At 39.6% G+C, this 5193-nt stretch carries 4 protein-coding genes; 1 reads left to right on the forward strand and 3 read right to left on the reverse strand.

Going from position 1 to position 5193, the window contains the following annotated elements:
* Window positions 1–370 precede the first annotated feature (370 nt).
* Window positions 371–1660 carry an MFS transporter gene (locus tag AACX68_RS05160; protein WP_228860751.1) on the forward strand — a complete coding sequence of 430 codons (1290 nt, stop codon included), beginning with the start codon at window positions 371–373 and terminating at the stop codon, window positions 1658–1660.
* Between the two features lie 63 nt (window positions 1661–1723).
* On the opposite strand, the gene AACX68_RS05165 is transcribed toward AACX68_RS05160, so the two are convergent.
* The 3 genes from AACX68_RS05165 to AACX68_RS05175 are packed head-to-tail and all read right to left on the reverse strand — an operon-like array spanning window position 1724 to window position 4840.
* The gene (locus AACX68_RS05165; RefSeq protein WP_228860752.1) at window positions 1724–2893 is read right to left on the reverse strand and encodes an MFS transporter; all 1170 of its coding nucleotides are present in this window, start codon (window positions 2891–2893) and stop codon (window positions 1724–1726) included.
* A gap of 18 nt (window positions 2894–2911) precedes the next feature.
* Window positions 2912–4090 carry a cysteine desulfurase family protein gene (locus AACX68_RS05170; protein ID WP_228860753.1) on the reverse strand — a complete coding sequence of 393 codons (1179 nt, stop codon included), beginning with the start codon at window positions 4088–4090 and terminating at the stop codon, window positions 2912–2914.
* Between the two features lie 48 nt (window positions 4091–4138).
* The gene (locus AACX68_RS05175; RefSeq protein ID WP_339389283.1) at window positions 4139–4840 is read right to left on the reverse strand and encodes a hypothetical protein; all 702 of its coding nucleotides are present in this window, start codon (window positions 4838–4840) and stop codon (window positions 4139–4141) included.
* Window positions 4841–5193 lie beyond the last annotated feature (353 nt).

Here is a 5193-nt window from a genome sequence, read left to right on the forward strand (position 1 = left end):
CAGCTCAGTAGCCAGGGCTTGTAACTGTTTCTCGTCCATCTTTTCACCTGTTTTAGTTGATAAATTAAACATATCAAAAACAGGCAATTACACAAATTTAGAAACAGGGTCAATTTTGTTTAATGAGTTGTCTTTTACCTAAAGCCGAAGATTAACATCTATAATATTATAATGTTACCCACCTTATAAAAACTACAGATTAAATACCTTTTAATATTAAATTAGATTTGTTTTTAGCTTTATTAGAGTCTGATAGAATCATCAGTATACCTGTTGTTTTTCAATATATAGTTTCCTTAACTACATATTGAGATCCATAAAGTATATAAACTCATATGAAAAATATTTTATAACTATAAATCGGTACCTTATGTCACAACATCACAATCGTTCTCTAAACAAACAGGATTATAAAACTCTTTCTCTGGCAGCTTTAGGCGGTGCATTAGAGTTTTATGACTTTATTATCTTTGTTTTTTTTGCTGTCGTGCTGGGGGAACTGTTTTTCCCTGCAGACATTCCTGAATGGCTCCGACAACTCCAGACTTTTGGGATTTTTGCCGCCGGTTATCTGGCACGGCCTTTAGGCGGGATCATCATGGCACATTTTGGTGATCTGGTCGGGCGCAAGAAAATGTTTTCTCTCAGTATCCTGCTAATGGCTTTACCTACATTAATTATCGGCATGTTACCGATCTACGCTACAATTGGCATCATCGCCCCACTACTTCTGTTAGTTATGCGAATTATGCAAGGAGCGGCAATCGGTGGTGAAGTTCCCGGTGCATGGGTATTCGTTGCAGAGCATGTTCCCCGTAAACATATCGGTTTTGCCTGCGGAATACTGACTGCGGGATTGACTCTCGGTATTTTGCTTGGCTCTCTGGTCGCAACAGCAATTACTTCGGTTTACAGTAAACAGGAAGTTTTAGACTGGGCGTGGCGTCTGCCTTTCTTCCTTGGTGGTCTCTTTGGCCTATGTGCCATGTACCTGCGTCGCTGGCTGCATGAAACGCCAATATTTAAGGAAATGCAGGCACGTAAGGCATTATCAGATGGTCTACCCCTGAAATCCGTCATTCAGAATCATAAACGAGCCATTACTGTTTCCATGTTGCTGACCTGGCTTCTTTCTGCGGGTATTGTCGTTGTCATCCTGATGACTCCTACCTATATGCAGACAGTTTTCCATCTCGAACAACCCATGACGCTGAAAGCCAACAGTCTGGCAATTGTGTCACTTTTTATTAGCTGCGTATTAGTCGGGCATTTCTGCGATAAATGGGGAGCTGGCAAGGTTTTATTGGCAGGCAGCTTATTACTGGGCGCAGCCGCTTGGTTCTTCTATCACAATATCAGTCATGATCCCATCAGACTATACAGTACTTATGCAATTGTAGGGTTCTCTGTGGGAGTTATCGGTGCTGTACCTTTTATTATGGTTCACAGTTATCCACCGGAAGTCCGCTTCAGCGGTATTTCTTTTTCATACAATCTGGCCTATGCCATTTTTGGCGGACTAACACCGATTATCATCACTCTGTTAATGCAATATACGCAATTAGCTCCCGCATACTATATGCTGATGCTGTCTGCGATAGGCGTGTTATTAGGGCTTTATCTGAGTAAAAAAACAATATCAGGTAATCAGACAATATAAAGCAAGAGATAATCATAACCACCCGCTATATGGGTGGTTATGATTGAATCCAACAGAACCTTTTTATTTCTCTAGGACAGCCCGACCCAATTGTCGCCTCGGTAACGCTATAACAAGCTCAAGAGTCGCTATCACAGCGAGCGTAGTAATAAATAAGGATTTGCCTGCTTCAACTAATATCCAGCCACCTATTATTGGAAAACCGAATATCCCTACAAAGTAGGAGACAACGAACCAAGTAAGCGCTGCATGGCGATTCTCAGGAGCAGATTCGTTTATCGCCCAAGTTTGGATAACAGGATATACCAATCCATACCCCAGACCCGTTAAAATAGCGGCTACAATCTGAAAGGCTGAATGAACAGGTACACCGAACAAAAATAAAATACCCAGAACTAAAAATGACATAAGTGTGATAACAAGTGGAATACGAGGTACAGTTGATAAATAGCGAGCCAGCAGAAGCCGTGATATAACCACAGTCACTACATGAACAGCAAAAAATGTGCTGGCTCTTGAATCTGTTCCTTCCACTATTGAACTCTGGAACGACATCATGCCAGAAAACACGCAGCCTCCCAGTCCTACCATAATAATCGGACGGATTGCACTAGTAGCCGCAATCTTCGATATATTCTTTATCCAGGGTCTTAATGATAATTCCCGTTGAGCCTGGGGTTCTCTAAACCCAAATACCATGAAAAATAGCGATGCAAAAATAGCAACAATACCAACAAGAAGAAAAGCTATCAGGATAGGTATTTTTACTTGTTCAACAACAACGTAGAGTAAAATTGGGCTACCACAAATTCCTGCCATCTGGAAAGCACTAAAACGTGTAAACCAGTATCCTCTATCTGCATCAGAAATACGTTCAGACAACGCCATTGGCCCGCTGATATAGAACATACCCCAACCAAAGCCAATCAAAAACGCGCCTATACGTGGCATGTAATTCAGATCACCCGCGGAACTGCTGAGAAAAAAATAACCACATGACACTGATAAAGCTGCTAAGGCTGCGAAACGCGATGCTTCCAGCCTCCCGGCAAACCATCCAACTAAAGGAACACCAAACAAAGTGCCGATTAAAGCCACACTCAGTGTCATTCCTGCGTCAATATCACTCCCTCCTTGTGACCGAAAGAATTCAGAAATTAAGAAAGTCGCTCCATATCCACCCGCAGTAAAAGTCGTGCCGAAGAGGAGAAAAAGTGCTGATGTCGTTCGCATAAATCAAATCCTATATCACTAAGAACTGAATGCTCTTGGAACCATAGACCTCAGTTTATTTATTGCTTCTTTCAATTTATGGCAAACATAGTCTATTTCTTCTTCATTGTTAAATCTTCCCAACCCGAAACGTACACTGGCTTGAGCGTGCTCATTACTGACACCTATAGCCTTCAGCACATGTGATGAAGCTCTGTTTGCAGACGTGCATGCAGACCCTGAGGACAGTGCAATATCAGAAAGCTCAAGCAACAGTGAATCTGCATCTATTCCTTCAAACGATACATTAAGTAACCCCGGCAGACATGCGGTTAGATGACCATTTATCCGAATACCATCCACATTTTCAATAAGATATTGCCGCAGTATATTTCTCAGGTGACTTAATCTCTGTGATTCGTCTGGTAAGTTTTTAACAGACAACTCAACTGCACGACCAAACCCTACTATCCCTGGGACATTAAGAGTCCCAGAGCGCAGACCCCGTTCATGTCCGCCACCAACAATGAGGGGAGATAAAGCAATATTTTTATCGCGCGAGTTAATATAAAGTGCTCCAATACCTTTTGGACCATATATTTTATGTGCAGAAAATGAGGCTAAGCTAATATTCATACGTTGTACATCAAACTCTATTTTTCCAAGCGCCTGTGTAGCATCAGTATGAAAAATTATATCCCGCTCTTTACAAATAGCGCCTATTTCTTCAATTTTTTGCAATGAACCAATTTCATTATTTGCCGACATAATAGAAACCAGATAAGTATCATCTCTCAATGCACTATGTATTGAAGCAGGGGATACAACACCGTCACTTTGTGGTTGCACATAGGTGACGTCTATTCCCATTGATTCAAGTTTAGCGCAACAATCAAGAACAGCCTTGTGCTCAATCATTGATGTGATGACATGCCCTTTTTTACTTTTATGCTGAAGAGTTGTGATGGCAAGATTAATCGACTCGGTTGAGCCAGATGTAAATATAATATCCGATGGACTTACCGCATTGATTGATGATGAAATTAATTTCCTGGCATGCTCAACGGCCTTTCTGGCTTTCCAGCCAAAAGCATGGCTGATACTAGATGCATTACCATACTCATTAGTAAGATAAGGCATCATAGATTGAAGCACTTCAGGATCTAATGCAGTTGTAGCATTATTATCTAGATATATTAATTTGGATAGAGTTTGCATAATGTTCCATTTTATAATGTGAAGATGTAATTATTTTATTTAAAATAATTAGGCAATTGTTATATCACCCTGGCTCACATCACCCGTTTCGCTAACGAGGTTAAGACGAATAGCACTGGAAACACCTAACATATGGCTAAGTTGGAGTCCGCGAGCATATGCGAGTGCTCTGGACCACACACAATCTTCAAAGAATACTTCCAAAAGGGTATCTGTATTATTACCTGCCGCTTTTTCAAAATATTCTTTTGTAATAGCTGCGCAGGTGAGTTTTTGAGTTGGCTCTTCATAAGAAACATCAGACATTGATGGTTTAGAATCTGATGTGCTTTTGGCAACCATACGTTGCTTGAGTATTTCGGGGATTTCCTCAGAGGCAAGAATGTGAACTAAGTGTTGTCTAGCGGAATCTTCGTGAATAACTCGTATTTCACCAAGTGATATTTGATGCTTTTCAGCTATAGGTAAAAAAACGTTTACAATCGAGGTGTGGAGTTGGCTCAAACGAGGGTTTCTTTTTTGAGAGTTAGATAGATTATCTGCCAAGAATTGTAAACGAAATATTCCACGGTGATCGAAAGCTATAGATATTTTTGGTAATTGACCACATTTCTCTTGGATTTTTTTTGCTAATACAAGCGCTGCTTCAAAGGCTTTTAGTTGTGCTTCGACAACTATTTTACCCTCTTGATCAAGATAAACACGTGAATTGCCAGCGAGTATACTAATATTATTGTCTTGTATATTTATATTCATTAACTATTCGCCCATCATATTTAATTGTTAATCCACGCAGATGAAGATAGCACATGAAAAATTCATCAAACAATTTTCAAATTGAAAAGTATAAGCTAGATCAAAATATTATATGAGGTTAAAATTAGAACATAAACAAAAATAAAATCCCTCTTTTAATTTATTAAAAACAGTGACAGTTATTCTTTCTCAATGTTTCTCACCCTGATGATTCCGGGCTTTATGGGATATGTCTTCACACTAAAGAAATAAAGTCTTAACTTTATTTTTAATTATCCACAATAAACATTTTTATTGTTTGTGATTTAATAAAAATAAATACTCCACCACTGTTTATTGAGTCTATC

The sequence above is a fragment of the Xenorhabdus sp. PB61.4 genome, assembly GCF_963894935.1.
GTDB classification, from domain to species: domain Bacteria; phylum Pseudomonadota; class Gammaproteobacteria; order Enterobacterales; family Enterobacteriaceae; genus Xenorhabdus; species Xenorhabdus stockiae.